Source organism: Paracoccus sp. R86501, assembly GCF_042466435.1.
GTDB lineage: Bacteria > Pseudomonadota > Alphaproteobacteria > Rhodobacterales > Rhodobacteraceae > Paracoccus.
Genome location: NZ_JAXHPZ010000001.1, coordinates 2,328,696 through 2,348,157 on the forward strand (window position 1 = coordinate 2,328,696; position 19,462 = coordinate 2,348,157).

Consider the following 19,462-nt stretch of genomic DNA (forward strand, 5'->3'; position numbering starts at 1 on the left):
TACTCCTTACCGAGCGTCGCGGCGCGGACCACGGGGTGCCGGACCTTCCTGGGCCTCGGCAGCGCGGCGATCGCGGGCTTGCGGATCATGTTCCATGATCTCGCCCTTGAAGATCCACACCTTGACGCCGATGATCCCGTAGGGGGTCGTGGCTTCGCACAGGGCATAGTCGATGTCCGCACGCAGGGTGTGCAGCGGCACGCGGCCTTCGCGGTACCATTCGGTACGTGCGATCTCGGCGCCGCCAAGACGGCCTGCGACGTTCACGCGGATACCCAAGGCACCCTGACGCATCGAGTTCTGGACCGAGCGCTTCATGGCGCGGCGGAACGAAACGCGACGCTCCAGCTGCTGAGCGATCAATTCGGCGACCAGCGCCGCGTCGATGTCAGGCTTGCGCACTTCGACGATGTTCAGGTGCAATTCGCTGTCGGTGAAGTTCGCCAGCTTCTTGCGCAGGACCTCGATGTCCGCACCCTTCTTGCCGATGATGACACCGGGGCGCGCTGCGTGAATGGTCACGCGGCACTTCTTGTGGGGACGCTCGATGATGACGCGGCTGATGCCGGCCTGCTTGGCTTCCGTCTTGATGAAGTCCCGGATCTTCAGGTCTTCAAGAAGCAGGTTACCATAGTCCTTGTCGTCGGCGTACCAGCGGCTGTCCCAGGTGCGGTTGACCTGGAGACGCATGCCGATCGGATTGACCTTCTGACCCATTACGCTTGCTCCTCGACTTGGCGCACCTTGATGGTGATTTCCGAAAACGGCTTCATGATCTTGCCGAAACGACCACGTGCCCGCGGACGGCCACGCTTCATCACCAGGTTCTTGCCAACCCAGGCTTCGGCGACGATCAGGTTGTTAACGTCCAGGCCGTGGTTGTTCTCAGCGTTGGCGATTGCCGACTGAAGGCATTTCTTCACGTCGCCGGCGACACGCTTGTGCGAGAAAGTCAGGTCGGCCAGGGCCTTGTTGACTTTCTTGCCGCGGATCAGTTGCGCAACCAGGTTCAGCTTCTGCGGCGAGGTGCGAAGCATCTTCGTCTTTGCGAAGGCTTCGTTCTCCGCCACGCGGCGCGGATTGTTTTCCTTACCCATGACGATTACTTCCTCTTGGCTTTCTTGTCCGCAGCGTGACCGTAGTAGGTGCGCGTGGGCGAATATTCACCGAATTTCTGACCGATCATCTCTTCGCTGACGGCAACGGGGATATGCTTGTGCCCGTTGTAGACTGCGAAGGTCAGACCCACGAATTGCGGCAGGATGGTCGAACGACGCGACCAGATCTTGATGACGTCGGATTTTCCCGCGTCACGGGCCTTTTCCGCTTTCTTGAGCACATAGGCGTCAACAAAGGGGCCCTTCCAAACAGAACGTGCCATGGATCAACGCCCCTTCTTTTTCGCGTGGCGCGAACGCAAGATATACTTGTCGGTCGCCTTGTTGCTGCGGGTCTTCTTGCCCTTGGTGTCTTTACCCCAGGGCGTGACCGGCGTGCGGCCACCCGACGTGCGACCTTCACCACCACCATGCGGGTGGTCGATCGGGTTCATCGCAACACCGCGAACCGAAGGACGGATGCCCTTGTGACGGTTGCGACCTGCTTTACCCAGGTTCTGGTTCGAGTGGTCGGCGTTCGACACGGCACCGATGGTGGCCATGCATTCCTGACGGACCAGACGCAGCTCGCCCGAGGACAGGCGGATCTGTGCATAGCCGCCGTCGCGACCGACGAACTGGGCGTAGGTACCGGCCGAACGTGCGATCTGGCCACCCTTGCCGGGCTTCAGTTCGACGTTGTGGACGATCGTACCGATCGGCATGCCGCTGAAGGGCATGGCGTTACCGGGCTTCACGTTGACTTTCTTGCCAGCGAAGATCTTGTCGCCGATGGCCATACGCTGAGGGGCAAGAATGTAAGCCTGCTCGCCGTCTTCGTATTTGACCAACGCGATGAATGCCGTGCGGTTGGGATCGTATTCGATACGTTCGACAACAGCTGCGACGTCAAATTTCGTCCGCTTGAAATCGACGATGCGATACAGGCGCTTTGCACCGCCGCCTTGGCGACGCATGGTGATCCGTCCGGTGTTGTTCCGGCCGCCTTTCTTGGTCAGACCCTCAGTGAGGGTTTTGACCGGGCGACCTTTCCAAAGCTCCGAACGGTCGATCAGAACCAGCCCACGCTGGCCAGGCGTCGTCGGTTTATACGACTTCAATGCCATCTTTCTGTCTTCCGTTGCTTTGGACCGAGGTGGTCCGTTTCAGTCGATGCGGCCCCGGGTCGTGCCCGGGGCCGCAGAATCGTGCTCTGCTATCAGAGACCGGTTGACACGTCGATAGTGTTGCCGGCTTCCAGCGTCACATAAGCTTTCTTGACGTCAACCCGACGGCCAAGTTGACCCTTGAAACGCTTGGTCTTGCCTTTGGTGATGGTGGTGTTGACCGCCTTCACCTTGACACCGAACAGGGCTTCGACGGCCTGCTTGATCTGCGGCTTGGTCGAATCCTTCGTCACCTGGAACACGACGCCGTTGTTGTCGGCGGTCATGGTCGCTTTTTCGGTGATGATCGGCTTGACGATCACGTCGTAATGTTCAGCTTTCGCGCTCATTTCAGACGAGCCTCCAGAGCTTCGACACCAGCGCGCGTGATCACCAGCGTGTCACGCTTGAGGATGTCATACACGTTGGCACCCATCGACGGCAGGATATCCACGCCTTCGAGGTTGCGGGCGGCGCGGGCGAAGTTTTCGTTCACTTCGGAACCGTCGATCACCAGCACGCGCTTCCAACCGTTTTCCTTCACGGCCTTCGCGACTGCCGAGGTCTTGGCGTTGTCGAGGTTCAGGTCCTCGATGATCACCAGTTCACCAGCGGTTGCTTTTGCCGAAAGGGCATGACGCAGACCCAGGGCCCGCACCTTCTTGGGCAGATCAAAGGCGTGCGACCGCGGGGTCGGGCCTTTGTACGTACCACCATGACGGAAGATCGGCGCGTTGCGCGAACCGTGACGAGCACCACCGGTGCCCTTCTGGCGGTAGATCTTCTTGGTCGAGTAGCTGACGTCGGAACGGCCCAGCACCGAGTGGGTGCCTGCCTGTGCCTTCGCACGCTGCCAGCGCACGACACGCTGCAGGAGGTCGCCACGCGGCACCAACCCGAAGATGTCGTCTGCCAGCTCGATCGACCCGGCTTTGCCGGCGTCCAGCTTGATCACATCGAGTTTCATCACTTGTCTCCTTCCGGCGCGGCTTCGCCGTTGTCGGACTCGGTCGATGCCTCGGCTTCTTTCAGCGCAGCTTCCTGTTCGGCGGCTGCAGCTTCTTCCGCGGCGACGCGTGCTGCTTCTTCCTCGGCTGCAGCGGCATTCGCTGCTTCCTCGGCCAGACGCTTCGCTTCTTCCGCAGCCGACTTCAGCGCGGCGGGATAGATGACGTTCTCGGGCGTGGCCTTCTTGACCGCATCCTTGATCGTGACCCAGCCACCCTTGGAACCGGGAACCGAACCCTTGACCATGATCAGGCCACGGTCGGCATCGGTCCGGACAACCTGCAGGTTCTGCGTGGTGACGCGAACCGCACCCAGGTGACCAGCCATCTTCTTACCCTTGAAGACCTTGCCGGGATCCTGACACTGACCGGTCGAACCATGCGAACGGTGGCTGACCGACACGCCGTGCGACGCGCGAAGACCACCGAAGTTGTGACGCTTCATCGCGCCCGCAAAGCCCTTACCGATCGAGATACCGGCGATGTCCACGAACTGACCTGCAAAGTAGTGGTCAGCAGTGATTTCCTCACCGACGTTGATCAGGTTTTCTTCGGCGACGCGGAATTCCGCGATCTTGCGCTTGGGCGCGACCGAAGCCTTGGCGAAGTGACCGCGCATGGCAGCGGTGGTCCGCTTGGCCTTTGCAGTGCCGGCGCCCAGCTGGACGGCGGTATAGCCGTCGCGGTCAGCGGTACGCTGAGCGACAACCTGAAGACCGTCCATCTGCAGGACGGTGACGGGAACCTGACGGCCATCTTCCAGGAAGAGACGCGTCATGCCCATTTTCTTGGCGATAACACCAGTACGCAACATGATCTGCCTCCTCAGACTTTGATCTCGACATCCACGCCGGCGGCGAGGTCGAGCTTCATGAGGGCGTCAACGGTCTGCGGGGTCGGGTCGACGATGTCCAGCAGACGCTTGTGCGTGCGGATTTCCCACTGGTCGCGCGACTTCTTGTCGATGTGCGGACCACGGAGAACCGTGAATTTTTCGATCTTGTTCGGCAGCGGGATCGGGCCGCGAACGGTAGCGCCGGTGCGCTTGGCCGTATTGACGATCTCTTGCGTGCTGGCGTCTAGCACACGATAGTCAAAGGCTTTCAGCCGGATCCGGATATTCTGGCTTTGCATTGCACTTCCCTTGGTGGGGAGTTCCAGTCGAGAGGCTGACATCGCACCGCGCGGCGCCAGCATCGGACCGTATGAAATAGTAGAGGCCGCCCTTGGAAAGGCGGCCCTACGGGCAGCAGCCGATTCTGTCGAAAAAGCGACAGTCCCGACGGCGATGCCGCCATCTGCCCGATATGGCCGCTTGCGTCAAGGGGGCTTGGCCCCGCAGCGGCCCCTGTCACAAAAAAAGGCCGCCCGAAGGCGGCCTTTCGCGTCCCGGTCGTGAAACCGATCAGGCGAGGATTTTCGAGACGACGCCTGCACCGACGGTGCGACCGCCTTCGCGGATTGCGAAGCGCAGCTTTTCTTCCATGGCGATCGGCGCGATCAGTTCGACTTCGAACTTCAGGTTGTCGCCCGGCATGACCATTTCCGTACCTTCCGGCAGGTTCACCGTTCCCGTCACGTCGGTCGTGCGGAAATAGAACTGCGGGCGGTAGTTGGCGAAGAACGGCGTGTGACGGCCACCCTCTTCCTTGGTCAGAATATAGGCTTCGGCTTCGAACTTGGTGTGCGGGTTCACCGACTTCGGCTTGCACAGCACCTGGCCACGTTCCACGCCTTCACGGTCGATGCCGCGCAGCAGGACGCCGACGTTGTCGCCAGCCTCACCACGATCCAGCAGCTTGCGGAACATTTCCACGCCCGTGCAGGTCGTTTTCTTGGTGTCGCGGATACCCACGATTTCCAGTTCGTCGCCGACGTTGACAGCGCCACGCTCGACGCGGCCGGTCACGACCGTACCACGGCCCGAGATCGAGAACACGTCTTCGATCGGCATCAGGAAGGGCTGGTCCACGGCGCGCTCGGGCGTCGGGATGTAGCTGTTAACGGCTGCGATCAGTTCCTTGATCGAGTTCTCGCCGATCTCGGGGTCGCGGCCTTCCATGGCAGCAAGAGCCGAGCCCTTGATGATCGGAATGTCGTCGCCCGGATAGTCGTAGCTGGACAGCAGCTCGCGCACTTCCATCTCGACCAGTTCCAGCAGCTCTTCGTCATCCACCTGGTTGACCTTGTTCAGGTAGACGACCATGTAGGGGATGCCGACCTGGCGACCCAGCAGGATGTGCTCGCGCGTTTGCGGCATGGGGCCGTCAGCGGCGTTCACGACCAGGATCGCGCCGTCCATCTGGGCGGCACCGGTGATCATGTTCTTGACGTAGTCGGCGTGGCCGGGGCAGTCGACGTGCGCATAGTGGCGCGCTTCGGACTCGTATTCCACGTGCGCGGTCGAGATCGTGATCCCGCGGGCCTTCTCTTCGGGCGCGCCGTCGATCTGGTCATAGGCGCGGAAGTCGCCGAAGTACTTCGTGATCGCAGCCGTCAGCGTCGTCTTGCCGTGGTCAACGTGACCAATGGTCCCGATGTTGACGTGCGGTTTGTTCCGTTCAAACTTTGCCTTTGCCATGAGGGCCTCCTGATCCGCGGGGCATGGCTGTTCGGCCCCGAATTTGACGTGCGCAGCGATGTATAAGGCGTCAGGGGGAAAATCAAGGGCCGGAACGGTGATCGACGGTCCGATTCAGCACGCGGAACACAGGCAAGCCACTGCGAAAGACGTGATTGCCGGCGCAAAGATTGTCCGGAACCACAATGCCCCCATATCATTGGTCAGTGACGCCCAACCGGGCACCTATCACCATAAGGGGGATTCGCATGAGCCTGATGAGAAGTCTGACCAAGGTCGCCGCCGGCGTGATGCTGGCCAAAGGCATCGGTGCCGTCATGAACAAGGGCCAGCAGGGCAGCACGTCCGGCAGCTCGGGATCGACGCAGGGCGGGTTGCTGGGCAGCCTCTTGGGGAACAACACCGGCGGGTCATCCTCGGGCGGCAGCTTGTCGGACACCTTGGGTCGTGCGCTTGGCGGACGGTCGGGGCAATCGGGCGGCGGGCTTGGCGGTCTGCTGGACAGCCTGTCGGGCAAGTCCGGCGCATCCGGCGGTGGCCTTGGCGGCATGCTGGGGGGATTGCTGGGTGGCGCTGCCGCAGGTGGCGCGGCGGGCAGCCTTGCACAAAAAGGCGCGCAACCGTCGAACAACGCGACCTTCGGCGAGCTGTTCAACGATTCCATCGCGAACGATGGCGAACCGACGACCGCCCCGACGGCGGAACAGAACGCCATCGCAGGCCTGATGCTGCGTGCGATGATCCAGGCCGCCAAATCGGACGGTAAGATCGACGATGCCGAAAAACAACGTCTGCTGGGACATGTCGGCGATGATCTGGACGACGACGAACGCCAGTTCATCCGCGAACAGATGTCCGCCCCTGTCGACGCCAAGGGTCTTGCAGCAGATGTCCCCAAGGGAATGGAGACGCAGGTCTATCTGATGTCGCTGCTGGCTATCGATTTCGACAGCGAGGCCGAGGCCCGCTATCTGAACGACCTTGCGGTGGCAATGGATCTGGACCGCGCGACCGTCAACGGCATCCACGACGAAGCGGGCGTCATGCCGCTGTACAATCAGGGCTGAGGCCCCTTACCCGCTGCCCCGACGACGGGCAGCGGGCTTTCGCATTCGCGTGATGGCCCTCACGCCGGATTGATCCGTGATCGCACCTCTGCCAAGCTGCGATCACAGTTCAGTCAGTGACAGGAGCCAACCATGCGTCAGCCAATTCTTGTTGCGGCCCTTTGCCTTGCCGGCAGCGCCGTCCTTGCCTCGCCCGCCGAAGATGCGCTGGAAGCACGGCACGGCTATATGAAGATGATCTCGATCGAGATGTTGACGCTGGCCGGGATGGCCAAGGGCGAGATCGATTATGACGAGGCCGCCGCCAGTGCCGCCGCCGCGAACCTGATGGCCCTGGCGCAATACGATGCCCCCAAGCTGTTCGTCGAAGGCACGTCCTCGGACGACATGGACGATTCAGATGCCCTTCCCGCGATCTGGGAAGACAAGGCAGACTTCAACGCCCAATTCGCCGCCTTTGCCGATGCTACAGCCGGCATCGATCAGGCCGTGATGGGTGGCAAGGACAACGTCGGTCCCGTCCTGCAACAGCTGGGAACCGCCTGCCGCGATTGCCACAAACCTTACCGCATGGATGACTGATGGCCTCGTCTGAGGCCAAGCGCGTCAAGGTCTGGGACCCGGCGCTGCGGATCTTTCACTGGCTGCTGGCTGGACTGGTCATTGCCAACTGGTTGTTGGGCAAGTTCGGGCCGTCGGTCATGACGCTGCACTTCTGGATCGGCTACACGATCCTTGGGCTGGTGATCTTTCGTATCGTCTGGGGGGTCATCGGCCCCGGGCCTGCCCGCTTCACCAGCTTCATTCGTGGGCCGCGGGCAACCTTGGCCTATCTGCAGCACCTGCCTGAACGCCGTCCCAGCCTGTCGCCCGGTCACAATCCGATGGGGGCGCTGTCGGTGGTGGCGATCCTTTCGGTGCTGCTGTGGCAGGTCGGAACCGGGCTGGTCATGGACCCCGATGATTTCATCAATGTCGGCCCGTTGGCCGATCAGGTGGGTCGCGGGATCAACCGTTCGGCGGTGGGTTGGCATGATCTGGGATCGAACCTGATTTTCGCCCTGGTCGTTCTGCATGTCGCGGTCATCCTGTTCTACCGCATCTGGAAGCATGAGGATCTGATCCGCCCGATGATCACCGGCTGGAAGTGGGTTCGCAAAGGTTAAGACCCCGCGCAGGAACCACGGCCCATCGCCATCGTTGGCCTCGTGCAAATCAAGCGCACGAGGTCATCATGTCCAGCGATTCCACGAACCCTGTGTTCCGCAGCGGAGCCATCGACAACCCCAACCTGCCCAAACCGGATTTTCCCGCGCAGGAACAGCGCTTCCCCGGCCTTGCCCGCGAGATGTCGCCCCTGCCCGACCACGGTGAAACCAGCTATCGCGGCAGCGGCCGTCTGTCGGGCAAGCGCGCGCTGATCACCGGCGGTGACAGCGGCATCGGCGCGGCTGCGGCCATCGCATTCGCGCGCGAAGGTGCCGATGTCGCCATCACCTATCTGCCCGACGAACAGCCCGATGCCGACCGTGTCGTGGCCACCATCCGCGCCGAAGGCCGCACCGCCGTCGCCATCCCAGGCGATCTGCGCGAGGAAGCCTTCTGCAAGGAGATGGTCGAAAGCGCCGCCTCGCAGCTGGGCGGGCTGGACATCCTGGTCAACAACGCCGGTCGCCAGCAGTTTTGCAACAACCTCGAAGATCTGACGACCGAGGATTTCGACGCGACGATGAAGACCAACATCTATGCGCCCTTCTGGGTGACCAAGGCGGCCCTGCCGCATATAGGTCAGGGCGGGTCGATCATCGTGACGTCGTCGGTTCAAGCGTTCTCGCCCTCGGCGCATCTCTTCGACTATGCGCAATCCAAGGCGGCGAATGTGGCCTTCGCGCAGTCGCTGGCAAAGCAGCTGGCCCCGCGCGGCATTCGTGTGAACGCCGTCTGCCCCGGCCCCTATTGGACCGCGCTGCAGATCAGCGGTGGTCAACCGACCGACAAGGCGATGGAACACGGCAAGAGCCAGCCGCTTGGGCGACCCGGCCAACCGGTCGAGATTGCGCCGATCTATGTGCTTCTGGCCTCGGATGAGGGCAGCTATATCACCGGCGAATACTTCGGATCGGTCGGCGGCGGCGGTCTGTAAGGACAAAGGGCGGGGATGATCCCCGCCCTTCTGCCATCTTCAGGCGAATTTGTTGTCGCGCGGGAAGCCGCGCGGCGCCATCCGGCCCGATGTCGCCCGCTTGCCCAGCCAATCGCCAAGGTCGCTCTCGGTCCGCGTTTTGCCACCGCCCATCGGCCAGGACAGACCTTCGGACAGGTTCAGCGTGATGGCGTCGGTCAGAAACTCATCCTTGAACAACCCGCCAGGCTTCAGCTTCATCAGCCGGACGCCCTTGCCGCGCGTCATTTCGGGCAGTTCGGCCAGCGGGAAGACCAGCATCCGGCGAGTCCCCGCCACCACAGCAACATGATCGCCGCTGACCGGCTTGCACAGCAGCGCGTCGCCGTTCAGCACCTGCTTGCCCGATTTGGTCTGGGCCAGAATGTCGCCCGCATTGACGATGAAGCCGTTCGCCTCTTTCGAAGCCAACAGGTATTTCTCGCCCTCGCGCCACGGGAACATGGCGATGATGTCGGCCTCGTTCGGCAGATCGACCATCAGGCGCAGGGGTTCGCCCATGCCACGTCCACCCGGCAGCGTATTGGTCGGAAGCGTATAGAACCGCCCGTTCGAGGCATAGATCATCAGCTTGTCGGTGGTTTCGGCATGGACCGCCAGACCCGGCCCATCGCCATCCTTGAACTTCAGTTCCGCATCCAGCGGCTGATGCCCCTTCATCGTGCGGATCCAGCCCATCTTGGACAGGATGACGGTCACCGGTTCGCGCTCGATCATGGCGTCCATGTCGATCACAACCGTTTCGCCCGCTTCCTGAATGCGGGTGCGACGCTGACCTTCGGGCTTGGATTTGCCAAAGAGGTTGCGCACCTCTTTCAGTTCGTCCGAGATCTTGGCCCATTGCGCGTCTTCGCTGTCCAGCATGGCCTGCAGACCGGCGCGTTCTTCCATCAACGCATCGCGTTCGGCGCGCAGTTCGATTTCCTCAAGCTTGCGCAATGCGCGCAGACGCATGTTCAGGATTGCTTCGACCTGCACATCGTTCAGCTTGAATTCCGCCATCATCACGGATTTCGGTTCATCCTCATAGCGGATGATCTCGATCACGCGATCAAGGTTCAGATAGGCGATCAGATAGCCTTCCAGAACCTCCAGCCGAGCGGCGATCTTGTCCAGACGGAAATTCGTGCGCCGCAGCAGCACCTCGCGGCGGTGGTCAAGGAAGGCGCGCAGGACCTCTTTCAGGCTGCAAACCTTGGGCACGCGGCCGTCGATCAGCACGTTCATGTTCAGGTTGAACCGGATTTCCAGATCGCTGGACCGGTACAGCGCGCCCATCAGCTGTTCGGGATCGACGGTGCGGTTCTTGGGCTCCAGCACGATGCGGATGTCTTCGGCGGATTCGTCGCGCACATCGGCGAGAATCGGGATCTTGCGGGTCTGGATCAGCTCAGCCAGACGCTCGATCAGCTTGGATTTCTGGACCTGATAGGGGATTTCGGTGACGACGATCTGCCATTGGCCGCGGCCCAGATCTTCCTGTTCCCAACTGGCGCGGACCCGGAAGGCGCCGCGGCCCGTGCGATAGGTCTCGGCGATGGTTTCCCGGCTTTCGACGATGACCCCGCCGGTCGGGAAATCAGGGCCCTGAATGATGCCGGCCAGCGTGTCGTCGCGGGCCTCGGGCGTCTTGATCAGATGCAGACAGGCATCCACGACCTCGTGCAGGTTGTGGGGCGGCACATTGGTGGCCATGCCGACCGCAATACCCGACGACCCGTTTGCCAGCAGGTTCGGGAAGGCGGCAGGCAGCACGACCGGTTCGGTCAGCGTGCCATCATAATTCGGGCGGAAATCGACCGAATCCTCGGTCAGGCCGGTCAGCAGCGATTCCGAGGCCTGCGCCAGACGCGCCTCAGTGTAACGGGCGGCGGCGGGGTTGTCGCCATCGATGTTGCCAAAGTTTCCCTGACCATCGACCAGCGGATAGCGCATGGCAAAATCCTGCGCCAAACGCGCCATCGCGTCATAGATCGCCGCATCGCCATGCGGGTGATAGTTGCCCATCACGTCACCGGTGATCTTGGCCGATTTGCGGAACGGCCCATTCGGCGCAAGGCGCAATTCGCGCATCGCATAGAGGATGCGGCGATGCACCGGTTTCAGGCCGTCACGGGCATCGGGCAAGGCACGATGCATGATCGTGGACAGCGCATAGGTCAGATACCGTTCACCGATCGCGCGGCTAAGTGGTTCTGTCTGGAAACCCTTGTCGGGTGCGGGAAGTTGATCATCGGACATGCGCATTGGATAGGCCGCGCGGCGGTGACGGTCCAGACGGAAATGCACGGGCTGCGGTTGGCGTCTGCCGCGGCTTTCGGTTAACCTGCTGGACGACGCGAAGCGAAGGGCTGCGATATGATCCGACTTGGACTGCTGATGCTGGCAACGCTGCTGGGACTGTTCCTGGTAATGCAGAGCCTTGGGTCCGAGAACCTGCGTGCCGACCGCAAGCCCGATCCCGCCCCTGCGGTCAGTGCCGCGCAGGATGCGGGCGCCGACCCTTTGACCGGCAATACGGCCGAAGACGATCAGCCAGCCGCCCCTGTGGTCCAGGCCGAGGCCCAGACACCCGAAAAGACCGTTGATTATCCCGGCCCCGAGTTGGAGCCCTCGCCGGAATATGCCGGCCAGACCCCCGCCGAGCCGGTCGTCGAACTGGGTGAGGATGGCCAGATCATGTTTGTCACCGCTTCGCGGCTGAACATGCGGTCCGGGCCGGGGACGCAGAACCGCGTGCTGGAGAGCCTGACGCGCGGCACCAGGGTCGAGGCACTTGGCCCGCCTGATGGCGATTGGGTGCAGATCCGCACCGCGCAGGGGGTCGTCGGCTATACCTCGGGCGAATTCCTGTCGGCCGAGGCGCAATGAGCGCCGGACGCGTTCTGATCACCGGGTGTTCGTCCGGCATCGGTCTGGATGCCGCCCGCCGCCTGCAGTCCGAAGGCTGGTCCGTCGTTGCCACCTGCCGCAAACCCGAAGACATCACTGCCCGTCAGGCCGAGGGGATGGAATGCCTGCATCTGGACCTGTCCGACGAAGACAGCGTCACGACCTGCGTCATGCAAGCGCTGGCGGGTGGGCCCATCGACGCGCTGGTCAACAATGCCGCCTTCGCCCTGCCCGGCGCGGTCGAGGATATGCCGCGCGGCGCTATGCGCGCCATTCTGGAAACCAACCTGCTGGGCACCCATGACCTGACCACGCGGCTGATCCCGCATTTCCGCCAGCGCGGCGCGGGGCGGATCGTGACCATCAGCTCGGTTCTGGGGCTGGTGGGGATTCCGTGGCGCGGGCCCTATGTCGCCAGCAAGTACGCGCTGGAGGGCCTGACCGATGTGCTGCGGCTGGAAATGCACGGCACGCCCGTCAAGGTCGTGCTGATCGAACCCGGCCCCATCACCAGCCGCATCCGCGAAAACGCCATTCCGCATTTCGAACGGTGGGTGAACTGGCAGGCCAGCCCACGCGCCGATCAGTATCGCGCCAGCCTGCTGAAGCGGCTTTACGAACCCTCGGGCAAGGATCGGTTCGAACTGCCCCCATCCGCCGTCAGCGACCGCATCCTGACGGCGCTGACCACCCCGAACCCCAAGGCGCGCTACTATGTCACGGCTCCGACGCGGATTTCGGCGGTTGGGCGGCGGGTTCTGCCCGGACGTGCTCTGGACTGGTTTGCACGGCGCAGCTAGGGTCGGGCGCGAAAGGCGGTGAGCCATGGAAGACAAAAGCCTGATGATCGTATCCCTGCTGGCAATCGGCGTGGTCGTGGCCATCCTGATGACCGGCATCGGCGGCTTTGCCCGCGGCGGGGATTTCAACAAGAAACACGCGAACAAGGTGATGCGCTGGCGGATCTATGCGCAGGCGGCTGCCATCGTCATCATGCTTGCATTCGTCTGGTGGAGGGCCTGATTCATGGTCGTGCTGAACAAGATCTATACCCGCACCGGCGACAAGGGCGACACCGCCCTGTCCGACGGCAGCCGCGTCGCCAAGCATGACCCGCGGGTCGAGGCCTATGGCACCGTGGACGAGCTGAACGCCACGCTTGGCCTCTGCCGCCAGCACGCGACGGGCCAGTTGGCCGAACGTCTGGCGGTCATCCAGAACGACCTCTTCGATCTGGGGGCCGATCTGTCACGTCCGAACATGGCCGCCGACGATCAGGCCGGATACCCGGTGCTGCGCATCGTTGACGCCCAGGTGGATCGACTGGAGGCCGAAATCGACGTGATGAACGCCGATCTGCAGCCGCTGCGCAGCTTCATCCTGCCCGGTGGCAGCGCCTTGGCCGCACATCTGCATCTGTCGCGCACCGTCGCCCGCCGCGCCGAACGTCGGGCCACGGAAATGCTGGCGGGGGGCGATGTGAACGCCTCGGCCATCCGCTATCTGAACCGGCTGTCGGACTGGCTGTTCGTGGCGGGTCGCGTGGCCAACAACGGCGGTGCCGATGACATCCTCTGGGTGCCCGGTGCAAGCCGTTAGCGCCTGAAATCAATGGGGTTCCGGCAGCGGACAGCCGCAAACGCAACGTCTTGTGACGTTTTTCCCCTGTTCCTGCCGGCTTCTCATGTCTAACACTTTGCCCAGACAGATGACGCAACAAAGGGAGAGAGGCCGATGAAGGTGCTCGTGCCAGTCAAACGCGTGATCGACTATAACGTGAAGGCCCGTGTGAAAGCGGACGGATCGGGGGTCGATCTGGCCAACGTGAAGATGTCGATGAACCCATTCGACGAGATCGCCGTCGAAGAGGCCATCCGTCTGAAGGAAAAAGGCGTCGCAAGCGAAGTTATCGCCGTCTCGATCGGCGTAAAGCAAGCCGCCGAAACGCTGCGCACCGCGCTGGCGATGGGGGCGGACCGCGCCATTCTGGTCGTCGCCGCCGATGACGTCCATCAGGACATCGAGCCGCTGGCCGTCGCCAAGATCCTGAAGGCGATCATCGACGAGGAACAGCCCAAGCTGGTCGTCGCCGGCAAGCAGGCCATCGACAACGACATGAACGCCACCGGTCAGATGCTGTCGGCCCTGCTGGGCTGGAGCCAGGCGACCTTTGCCAGCAAGTTGGAGATTGAGGGCGAGGCCGCCAAGGTCACGCGCGAGGTTGACGGCGGTCTGCAGACCATCGAGGTCACGCTGCCCGCGATCGTCACCGCAGACCTGCGCCTGAACGAACCGCGCTATGCGTCTTTGCCCAACATCATGAAGGCCAAGAAAAAGCCCTTGGATGAAAAGACCGCCGCCGATTACGGCGTCGATGTCACGCCGCGCCTGACCGTCGTCAGCACGCGCGAACCCGAAGGCCGCAAGGCCGGGATCAAGGTCGGCTCGGTCGATGAGCTGGTGTCGAAACTGAAAGAAGCGGGGGTCGTGTGATGGCAGTTCTTCTTCTTGCCGAAGTCACCAGTGGTGAACTCAGCCGCGATGCCACGGCCAAGGCCGTCGCTGCGGTCAAATCCCTGGGCGACGTGACGCTGCTCTGTGCAGGGGCATCCGCCCGTGCCGCCGCAGACGAAGCCGCCAAGATCGACGGCGTTGCCAAGGTGCTGGTCGCCGAGGATGCACGCTATGGTCACCGTCTGGCCGAACCGACCGCCGCGCTGATCGTCAGCTTGGCGGGCGATTACAGCCACATCGTGGCGCCCGCCACGACCGATGCCAAGAACGTCATGCCGCGCGTTGCCGCGCTGCTGGACGTGATGGTACTGTCGGATGTCTCCGCCGTCATCGACGCCGATACGTTCGAGCGTCCGGTCTATGCCGGTAACGCCATCCAGACGGTCAAATCCACCGATGCGACCAAGGTCATGACCATCCGCACCGCCAGCTTCGATGCGGCAGGCGAAGGCGGATCGGCCAGCGTATCGGATGCGGCACTGGCCGATGATCCGGCGCTGTCAAAATGGGTCTCGGACGAGGTCGCCGAAAGCGACCGCCCCGAGTTGACCTCGGCCGGTCGTGTCGTCTCGGGTGGTCGCGCGCTTGGTTCGAAAGAACAATTCGCCATCATCGAGACGCTGGCCGACAAGCTTGGTGCCGCCGTCGGCGCATCGCGTGCCGCCGTCGATTCGGGCTATGCCCCGAACGATTGGCAGGTCGGTCAGACCGGCAAGGTCGTCGCGCCCGAACTTTATGTCGCCATCGGCATCTCGGGTGCGATCCAGCACTTGGCGGGCATGAAGGACAGCAAGGTCATCGTCGCGATCAACAAGGACGAAGAGGCACCGATCTTCCAGGTCGCCGATTACGGCTTGGTCGGTGATTTGTTCACCATCGTGCCGGAACTGACCGCAAAGCTGTAAGGCGGAAACGCCGCTGCCACACCATGCAGCGCAGCACCTTCGCATGAAACCGCCCCCGGATGATCCGGGGGCGGTTTTGCATTGCAGCACATGTCGGCCCGCCCTATCGTCCGGCCCATGAATAATGGGGGTGCGGAATGGCAATTCAGTCGGTTGGCGTGATCGGTGCAGGTCAGATGGGCAACGGCATCGCCCATGTCTTTGCCTTGGCCGGGTTCGACGTTCTGATGAACGACATCAGCCAGGACGCGCTGGACAAGGCCGTGTCCCTGATCGACCGCAATCTGGAACGCCAGGTCAGCCGCGACAAGATTACCGCGCAGGTCAAATCCGATGCCATGGCCCGCATCAGCACGACGCTGAAGCTGTCCGATCTGGGTCAGACCGATCTGGTGATCGAGGCCGCGACCGAACGCGAAACTGTCAAGCAGGCGATTTTCGAGGATCTGGTCCCGCACCTGAAGCCCGACACGATCCTGACCTCGAACACCTCGTCGATCTCGATCACGCGCTTGGCCAGCCGCACAGATCGGCCTGAAAAATTCATGGGTTTCCACTTCATGAACCCCGTGCCCGTGATGCAGTTGGTCGAATTGATCCGCGGCATCGCCACGGATGAACCGACCTATAAGGCACTGCACGCGGTTGTCGAAAAGCTGGGCAAGACTTCGGCCACCGCCGAGGATTTCCCCGCCTTCATCGTCAACCGCATCCTGATGCCGATGATCAACGAGGCCGTCTATACCCTTTACGAAGGCGTAGGTTCGGTCAGCTCGATCGACAGCGCCATGAAGCTCGGGACCAACCATCCCATGGGCCCGCTGGAGCTGGCCGATTTCATCGGGTTGGACACCTGTCTGGCCATCATGAACGTGCTGCATGACGGTCTGGCCGACACGAAATACCGCCCCTGCCCGCTTCTGACGAAATATGTCGAGGCAGGCTGGCTGGGTCGCAAAACCGGCCGGGGCTTTTACGACTATCGCGGGGAAACTCCGGTCCCGACCCGTTAGGACCCCGCGCCTTTTCCGGTCTTGCTGCGGGATGCAGTCTGTCCCGCGACAGGCCAATCCAACAGGAGCGACCATGAGCAGACCCATCACCGCCGCCGTACTTGCCCTGACCGCGTTGTCGGCGGTGCCCGCCTTGGCAGATGATGCCAAGACCTGCGGCACCGTCCGCCTGTCCGACCCGGGTTGGAGCGATATTTCGGCCACCAATGGCATCGCCTCGGTGCTGTTGGAAGGCTTGGGCTATGAGCCCGACATCGCCACCCTTTCGGTCCCCGTCGGTTACGAGGCGCTGAAAGGCGCGCAGACAGATGTGTTCCTTGGCAACTGGCTGCCCGCCCAGCAGGAATTCCGCGCCGATCTGGACGCGGATGGATCGGTATCCGAACTGGTCCAGAACCTGGAAGGTGCCAAGTTCACGCTGGCCATCAACCCCGCCGCTGCCGAACTGGGCGTCAAGGATTTCGCCGATCTGGATGCGCATAAGGATGCCTTTGACGGCAAGATCTATGGCATCGAACCCGGCGCGCCTGCCAACCTGAACATCCAGTCGATGATCGATGCCGATGAATTCGGGCTGGGCGATTGGGAACTGGTCGAAAGCGGCGAACAGGCCATGCTGGCGCAGGTCCAGCGCAACAGCGACACGCCCACCGTGTTCCTGGCCTGGGCGCCCCACCCCATGAACGAGGCCATCGACATCACCTACCTGTCGGGCGGCGACGAGCGCTTCGGCCCCGATTTCGGTGGCGCGACGGTGCATACGCTCGCCCGCAAGGAATGGGTCGAGGCCTGTCCGAACGCTGCCAAGCTGTTCACCCAGCTGACCTTCGACGTGAAGATGGAAAACGTCCTGATGGGCGCCATCCTGAACGATGGCGAATCCCCCACCGATGCCGCGCGCGACTGGCTGGCCGCGAACCCCGAACAACTGTCCGTCTGGCTGGAGGATGTGACCACGCTGGACGGTCAGCCCGGCCTGCCCGCACTCAAATCCGAGCTGGAGGGCTGATGACCGACAAGCCGAACATCCTGATCCTCATGGCGGATCAACTGTCGGGGGTGCTGTTCCCCGACGGCCCCGCCGACTTCCTGCACACGCCGAACCTGAAGCGGCTGGCCGAACGGTCCACCCGTTTTGCCAATGCCTATACCGGCAGCCCGCTTTGCGCGCCGGGGCGGGCCAGCTTCATGTCGGGACAGCTGCCAAGCCGCACGCAGGTCTATGACAATGCGGCAGAATTCGCCTCCGACATCCCGACCTATGCGCATCATCTGCGTCGGGCGGGATACCACACCAGCCTGTCGGGCAAGATGCATTTCGTCGGTCCCGACCAGCTGCACGGGTTCGAGGAACGCCTGACCACCGACATCTATCCCGCCGATTTCGGCTGGACGCCGGATTACCGCAAGCCGGGTGAGCGCATCGACTGGTGGTATCACAATTTGGGGTCCGTCACCGGTGCAGGCGTGGCCGAGATCAGCAACCAGCTGGAATACGACGATGAGGTCGCCCATCATGCGCGGCGCAAGCTCTATGATCTGGCGCGTGGGCGCGATGACCGCCCGTGGTGTCTGACGGTCAGCTTTACCCACCCGCATGATCCCTTCGTGGCACGCCGCAAATACTGGGATCTGTATAACAACGCGCCCGAACTGGCCGCGCCGATGCCCATCCCCTATGATCAGATGGACAACCATTCGCAGCGCCTGATGGATGCCAGCGACTGGCGGTCCTTGGAGATCACCGAGGAACACATCCGCCGCGCAAGGCAGGGGTATTTCGCCAATATCAGCTATATCGACGACAAGATCGGCGAAATTCTGGACGTGCTGGAGGCCACACGCCAGGACCCGATCATCCTGTTCCTGTCCGACCACGGAGAGATGCTGGGCGAACGCGGCATGTGGTTCAAGATGAGCTTCTATGAACAATCGGCCCGCGTGCCGCTGATGATCTGCGCCCCCGACATGCCTGCGGGGCTGGTGGAACAGCCGGTCAGCACCATCGACGTGCTGCCGACGCTATGCGATCTGGCAGGACTGCCGATGGACGAAATTGCGCCTTGGACCGATGGCGTTTCGCTGGCCAAGGGTGGTACGCGCGAACCCGTGCCGATGGAATATGCGGCCGAGGGCAGCATCACGCCCTTGGTCGCCCTGCGCGACGGACGGTGGAAATATATCGCCTGCATGGCCGACCCGGAAATGCTGTTCGATCTGAATGCGGACCCAGACGAACGGCTGAACCTCGCGGGCGATCCCGAACATGCCGAGACGCTTGGCCATCTGCGCTCGCTGGCGCATCAGCGGTGGGATCTGGAGGCCTATGACGGCCAGGTGCGCCAATCACAGGCGCGGCGCTGGATCGTCTATGAGGCGCTGCGCAACGGGGCCTATTACCCCTGGGATCACCAGCCGCTGCAGTTGGCATCCGAACGCTATATGCGCAACCACATGGATCTGAACGTGCTGGAGGAAAACCAGCGCTTCCCACGCGGGGAATAATCAGGCGGCGGGGCCGGTCATCCCGGCCCCGCTTGTCGCATCAGGCGGCGTCCTTGGGACCCCGGTTGTCCATGAACTGATCGAATTCGGCCTTGTCCTTGGCTTCGCGCAGCTTCTGCAGGAAGCCGACGAATTCGTTATGCTCATCCTCCAGACGCTTCAGCGTCTGTTCGCGATAGGCGTCAAAGGCGTGGTTGCCCGTGCTGGGGGCGGTATAGCGGGTTCGCGTAGGGGCGGTACGTTTGCTGCATCCGAACATGCGATTGCTCCAGATCATGTAGACAAGAAGTGCCAGACCCACGGGCCAGGCGGCGATGAAGCCAAGGATCATGGCGGCGATCCAGGCGATGCGGCCCTTGCTGTCCAGCCAGTCGCGACCCCGTGCAAGGAAGTCGCCGAAGCGCGCCTTGGCGGGTTCTGCCGGATAAAGGGCCTGGGTGGCGGTGTTCATCTGTCGTCACTCCCAATGTTAATGTTAATCACATTTACATAGATTGGGGTTGAGTGCGGTTTCGTCAAGTATCGGGCGACGA

The 19,462-nt window shown here is 62.4% G+C and carries 24 protein-coding genes; 13 read left to right on the forward strand and 11 right to left on the reverse strand.

Going from position 1 to position 19,462, the window contains the following annotated elements:
* Positions 1-6: 6 nt before the first annotated feature.
* The 9 genes from rpsC to tuf all read right to left on the reverse strand — a co-directional run bounded on the left by rpsC (position 7) and on the right by tuf (position 5,851).
* Positions 7-717, reverse strand: coding sequence for a 30S ribosomal protein S3 (gene rpsC / locus SJY40_RS11350; protein ID WP_378946346.1), 711 nt, complete (start codon positions 715-717; stop codon positions 7-9).
* Complete coding sequence (gene rplV, locus SJY40_RS11355; RefSeq protein WP_378946348.1) at positions 717-1,097, reverse strand: 50S ribosomal protein L22; 381 nt, start codon at positions 1,095-1,097, stop codon at positions 717-719. The genes rpsC and rplV overlap by 1 nt, the downstream gene beginning before the upstream one ends.
* A gap of 5 nt (positions 1,098-1,102) precedes the next feature.
* Positions 1,103-1,381 (reverse strand): 30S ribosomal protein S19, encoded by a 279-nt coding sequence (gene rpsS, locus SJY40_RS11360; RefSeq protein WP_378946350.1) that lies wholly within the window; start codon positions 1,379-1,381, stop codon positions 1,103-1,105.
* Positions 1,382-1,384: 3 nt separating this feature from the next.
* Positions 1,385-2,224 (reverse strand): 50S ribosomal protein L2, encoded by an 840-nt coding sequence (gene rplB / locus SJY40_RS11365; protein ID WP_378946352.1) that lies wholly within the window; start codon positions 2,222-2,224, stop codon positions 1,385-1,387.
* Between the two features lie 92 nt (positions 2,225-2,316).
* A complete protein-coding gene (locus SJY40_RS11370; RefSeq protein WP_378946354.1) occupies positions 2,317-2,613 on the reverse strand; it encodes a 50S ribosomal protein L23 in 297 nt (98 codons plus the stop codon).
* Positions 2,610-3,230: a 50S ribosomal protein L4 gene (gene rplD / locus SJY40_RS11375; RefSeq protein ID WP_378946356.1), complete on the reverse strand. Its 621-nt coding sequence runs from the start codon at positions 3,228-3,230 to the stop codon at positions 2,610-2,612. The genes SJY40_RS11370 and rplD overlap by 4 nt, the downstream gene beginning before the upstream one ends.
* Positions 3,230-4,084: a 50S ribosomal protein L3 gene (rplC, locus tag SJY40_RS11380; protein ID WP_378946358.1), complete on the reverse strand. Its 855-nt coding sequence runs from the start codon at positions 4,082-4,084 to the stop codon at positions 3,230-3,232. Before rplC ends, rplD begins: the two co-directional genes overlap by 1 nt.
* 11 nt (positions 4,085-4,095) lie before the next feature.
* Positions 4,096-4,404, reverse strand: a complete 309-nt coding sequence (rpsJ, locus tag SJY40_RS11385; protein WP_042247848.1) for a 30S ribosomal protein S10 — start codon at positions 4,402-4,404, stop codon at positions 4,096-4,098.
* Between the two features lie 271 nt (positions 4,405-4,675).
* Positions 4,676-5,851: an elongation factor Tu gene (tuf, locus tag SJY40_RS11390; protein ID WP_378946360.1), complete on the reverse strand. Its 1,176-nt coding sequence runs from the start codon at positions 5,849-5,851 to the stop codon at positions 4,676-4,678.
* Positions 5,852-6,099: 248 nt separating this feature from the next.
* Between tuf and SJY40_RS11395 the strand changes: the two genes are divergently transcribed.
* The 4 genes from SJY40_RS11395 (at position 6,100) to SJY40_RS11410 (ending at position 9,061) form a co-directional block, all read left to right on the forward strand.
* Entirely contained in the window at positions 6,100-6,918 is an 819-nt protein-coding gene (locus SJY40_RS11395; RefSeq protein ID WP_378946362.1) for a tellurite resistance TerB family protein, read from the forward strand.
* A gap of 132 nt (positions 6,919-7,050) precedes the next feature.
* Positions 7,051-7,500, forward strand: a complete 450-nt coding sequence (locus tag SJY40_RS11400) for a c-type cytochrome (RefSeq protein WP_378946364.1) — start codon at positions 7,051-7,053, stop codon at positions 7,498-7,500.
* Positions 7,500-8,084 (forward strand): cytochrome b/b6 domain-containing protein, encoded by a 585-nt coding sequence (locus tag SJY40_RS11405; protein ID WP_378946366.1) that lies wholly within the window; start codon positions 7,500-7,502, stop codon positions 8,082-8,084. Before SJY40_RS11400 ends, SJY40_RS11405 begins: the two co-directional genes overlap by 1 nt.
* Positions 8,085-8,152: 68 nt before the next feature.
* A complete protein-coding gene (locus SJY40_RS11410) occupies positions 8,153-9,061 on the forward strand; it encodes an SDR family oxidoreductase (protein ID WP_378946368.1) in 909 nt (302 codons plus the stop codon).
* Between the two features lie 39 nt (positions 9,062-9,100).
* Here SJY40_RS11410 and parC read toward each other — a convergent pair whose 3' ends face one another.
* Positions 9,101-11,341, reverse strand: a complete 2,241-nt coding sequence (gene parC, locus SJY40_RS11415; protein ID WP_378946370.1) for a DNA topoisomerase IV subunit A — start codon at positions 11,339-11,341, stop codon at positions 9,101-9,103.
* A gap of 117 nt (positions 11,342-11,458) precedes the next feature.
* Here parC and SJY40_RS11420 point away from each other — a divergent pair, with 117 nt between their 5' ends.
* From SJY40_RS11420 to betC, 9 genes are all read left to right on the forward strand, one after another.
* Entirely contained in the window at positions 11,459-11,971 is a 513-nt protein-coding gene (locus SJY40_RS11420; RefSeq protein ID WP_378946372.1) for an SH3 domain-containing protein, read from the forward strand.
* A complete protein-coding gene (locus tag SJY40_RS11425; RefSeq protein WP_378946374.1) occupies positions 11,968-12,792 on the forward strand; it encodes an SDR family NAD(P)-dependent oxidoreductase in 825 nt (274 codons plus the stop codon). The genes SJY40_RS11420 and SJY40_RS11425 overlap by 4 nt, the downstream gene beginning before the upstream one ends.
* Positions 12,793-12,817: 25 nt before the next feature.
* The gene (locus SJY40_RS11430; RefSeq protein ID WP_072296372.1) at positions 12,818-13,015 is read left to right on the forward strand and encodes a twin transmembrane helix small protein; all 198 of its coding nucleotides are present in this window, start codon (positions 12,818-12,820) and stop codon (positions 13,013-13,015) included.
* Between the two features lie 3 nt (positions 13,016-13,018).
* A complete protein-coding gene (locus SJY40_RS11435) occupies positions 13,019-13,591 on the forward strand; it encodes a cob(I)yrinic acid a,c-diamide adenosyltransferase (RefSeq protein WP_378946377.1) in 573 nt (190 codons plus the stop codon).
* A 135-nt stretch (positions 13,592-13,726) separates the two neighbouring features.
* Positions 13,727-14,485 carry an electron transfer flavoprotein subunit beta/FixA family protein gene (locus tag SJY40_RS11440; RefSeq protein ID WP_378946379.1) on the forward strand — a complete coding sequence of 253 codons (759 nt, stop codon included), beginning with the start codon at positions 13,727-13,729 and terminating at the stop codon, positions 14,483-14,485.
* Positions 14,485-15,411, forward strand: a complete 927-nt coding sequence (locus SJY40_RS11445; protein ID WP_378946381.1) for an electron transfer flavoprotein subunit alpha/FixB family protein — start codon at positions 14,485-14,487, stop codon at positions 15,409-15,411. Before SJY40_RS11440 ends, SJY40_RS11445 begins: the two co-directional genes overlap by 1 nt.
* 137 nt (positions 15,412-15,548) lie before the next feature.
* Positions 15,549-16,424: a 3-hydroxybutyryl-CoA dehydrogenase gene (locus SJY40_RS11450; RefSeq protein WP_378946383.1), complete on the forward strand. Its 876-nt coding sequence runs from the start codon at positions 15,549-15,551 to the stop codon at positions 16,422-16,424.
* A 73-nt stretch (positions 16,425-16,497) separates the two neighbouring features.
* Entirely contained in the window at positions 16,498-17,433 is a 936-nt protein-coding gene (gene choX, locus SJY40_RS11455; RefSeq protein ID WP_378946385.1) for a choline ABC transporter substrate-binding protein, read from the forward strand.
* Entirely contained in the window at positions 17,433-18,929 is a 1,497-nt protein-coding gene (gene betC / locus SJY40_RS11460; RefSeq protein WP_378946387.1) for a choline-sulfatase, read from the forward strand. Before choX ends, betC begins: the two co-directional genes overlap by 1 nt.
* Before the next feature lie 40 nt (positions 18,930-18,969).
* On the opposite strand, the gene SJY40_RS11465 is transcribed toward betC, so the two are convergent.
* Entirely contained in the window at positions 18,970-19,380 is a 411-nt protein-coding gene (locus SJY40_RS11465) for a DUF2852 domain-containing protein (RefSeq protein ID WP_378946389.1), read from the reverse strand.
* Positions 19,381-19,462 lie beyond the last annotated feature (82 nt).

Bases quoted from the DNA above. Each gene is read 5' to 3' on its own strand.
- rplC (WP_378946358.1), bottom strand. From the start codon at position 4,084: ATGTTGCGTACTGGTGTTATCGCCAAGAAAATGGGCATGACGCGTCTC.
- rplD (WP_378946356.1), bottom strand. From the start codon at position 3,230: ATGAAACTCGATGTGATCAAGCTGGACGCCGGCAAAGCCGGGTCGATC.
- rpsC (WP_378946346.1), bottom strand. From the start codon at position 717: ATGGGTCAGAAGGTCAATCCGATCGGCATGCGTCTCCAGGTCAACCGC.
- choX (WP_378946385.1), top strand. From the start codon at position 16,498: ATGAGCAGACCCATCACCGCCGCCGTACTTGCCCTGACCGCGTTGTCG.
- parC (WP_378946370.1), bottom strand. From the start codon at position 11,341: ATGTCCGATGATCAACTTCCCGCACCCGACAAGGGTTTCCAGACAGAA.
- rplV (WP_378946348.1), bottom strand. From the start codon at position 1,097: ATGGGTAAGGAAAACAATCCGCGCCGCGTGGCGGAGAACGAAGCCTTC.
- SJY40_RS11435 (WP_378946377.1), top strand. From the start codon at position 13,019: ATGGTCGTGCTGAACAAGATCTATACCCGCACCGGCGACAAGGGCGAC.
- SJY40_RS11445 (WP_378946381.1), top strand. From the start codon at position 14,485: ATGGCAGTTCTTCTTCTTGCCGAAGTCACCAGTGGTGAACTCAGCCGC.
- SJY40_RS11410 (WP_378946368.1), top strand. From the start codon at position 8,153: ATGTCCAGCGATTCCACGAACCCTGTGTTCCGCAGCGGAGCCATCGAC.
- SJY40_RS11450 (WP_378946383.1), top strand. From the start codon at position 15,549: ATGGCAATTCAGTCGGTTGGCGTGATCGGTGCAGGTCAGATGGGCAAC.
- rpsJ (WP_042247848.1), bottom strand. From the start codon at position 4,404: ATGCAAAGCCAGAATATCCGGATCCGGCTGAAAGCCTTTGACTATCGT.
- SJY40_RS11405 (WP_378946366.1), top strand. From the start codon at position 7,500: ATGGCCTCGTCTGAGGCCAAGCGCGTCAAGGTCTGGGACCCGGCGCTG.
- SJY40_RS11395 (WP_378946362.1), top strand. From the start codon at position 6,100: ATGAGCCTGATGAGAAGTCTGACCAAGGTCGCCGCCGGCGTGATGCTG.
- rplB (WP_378946352.1), bottom strand. From the start codon at position 2,224: ATGGCATTGAAGTCGTATAAACCGACGACGCCTGGCCAGCGTGGGCTG.
- rpsS (WP_378946350.1), bottom strand. From the start codon at position 1,381: ATGGCACGTTCTGTTTGGAAGGGCCCCTTTGTTGACGCCTATGTGCTC.
- SJY40_RS11440 (WP_378946379.1), top strand. From the start codon at position 13,727: ATGAAGGTGCTCGTGCCAGTCAAACGCGTGATCGACTATAACGTGAAG.
- tuf (WP_378946360.1), bottom strand. From the start codon at position 5,851: ATGGCAAAGGCAAAGTTTGAACGGAACAAACCGCACGTCAACATCGGG.
- betC (WP_378946387.1), top strand. From the start codon at position 17,433: ATGACCGACAAGCCGAACATCCTGATCCTCATGGCGGATCAACTGTCG.
- SJY40_RS11420 (WP_378946372.1), top strand. From the start codon at position 11,459: ATGATCCGACTTGGACTGCTGATGCTGGCAACGCTGCTGGGACTGTTC.
- SJY40_RS11430 (WP_072296372.1), top strand. From the start codon at position 12,818: ATGGAAGACAAAAGCCTGATGATCGTATCCCTGCTGGCAATCGGCGTG.
- SJY40_RS11425 (WP_378946374.1), top strand. From the start codon at position 11,968: ATGAGCGCCGGACGCGTTCTGATCACCGGGTGTTCGTCCGGCATCGGT.
- SJY40_RS11400 (WP_378946364.1), top strand. From the start codon at position 7,051: ATGCGTCAGCCAATTCTTGTTGCGGCCCTTTGCCTTGCCGGCAGCGCC.
- SJY40_RS11465 (WP_378946389.1), bottom strand. From the start codon at position 19,380: ATGAACACCGCCACCCAGGCCCTTTATCCGGCAGAACCCGCCAAGGCG.
- SJY40_RS11370 (WP_378946354.1), bottom strand. From the start codon at position 2,613: ATGAGCGCGAAAGCTGAACATTACGACGTGATCGTCAAGCCGATCATC.